1 protein-coding gene and 1 pseudogene are annotated in these 787 nt (G+C 73.4%); one reads left to right on the forward strand and one right to left on the reverse strand.

The features are described from left to right. Positions 1–273: pseudogene (locus tag ACYVE7_RS34995) on the reverse strand (hypothetical protein); the annotation flags it as partial. 108 nt (positions 274–381) lie between these two features. Here ACYVE7_RS34995 and ACYVE7_RS35000 point away from each other — a divergent pair. Beyond that, the coding region (locus tag ACYVE7_RS35000; RefSeq protein WP_460370964.1) for an EamA family transporter at positions 382–787 on the forward strand (406 nt) is incomplete at its 3' end.

A 787-nucleotide genomic window follows, 5' to 3' on the forward strand; every position in this document is an offset into this window, starting at 1 on the left:
GGGCGCGGCCGTGGCCAGGGCGCGGCGGGCGGCGGACTCGGTCGGGGGCGGGGTGGGGTGCCACTGCCCGTCGAGGCCGGACCGGTACCAGCGGCCCCAGGCGCCGAACAACCACCACTCTCCGGGCCCGGCGAGCATGGTGGAGGTGACCTGCTGAGCCCGTTGGGCGGGCGTGGCGGTCTGCCACCAGGCGTGCGACGTCATGGTGTGGACGTCGGCCGCGGCCTTGGCGAAGGGGTCGTCGGAGGGGCTGCCGGAGGTCTGCCATGTCACCGTCCGCATAGTAGTCGCCTTCATGGGGACTGCCCGGTATGCCTGGCCCCGTTTCCCTGATATGTAATGACCGTCGGTCTTTTCGGTCCTTAAATTCGGGGTGGTGGCGTGAAGCGCGGAGTCCTGCTGGCGGTGTTGTCGTCGCTGTGTTTCGGCGCTTCGGGGCCGTGCGGGAAGGCCCTCGTCGGGGCGGGGTTCTCGCCGTTGCAGGCGGCGTGGCTGCGGATCGCGGGGGCGGCGCTGGTGGTGGTGCTGCTGGCGTGGGCGGTGCGGGGACGGGCCGGATGGGGGGCGGCGCGTCCGCAGCTCGGGCGGATCATCGGTTATGGGCTGACCGGGGTGGTCGGCTGCCAGGCCCTGTACTTCGTGGCGGCGTCGCGGCTGCCGGTGGGGATCGCGAGCCTGCTGGAGTTCACCGGGCCCGTCCTGCTCCTGCTGTGGGTGGGGGTGGTGCGGCGGCTGCCGGTGCGGCGCAGCGCGGCGGTCGGGGTGAGCGTCGCGGTGGCCGGGCTGG

The organism is Actinocorallia lasiicapitis (genome assembly GCF_054778695.1).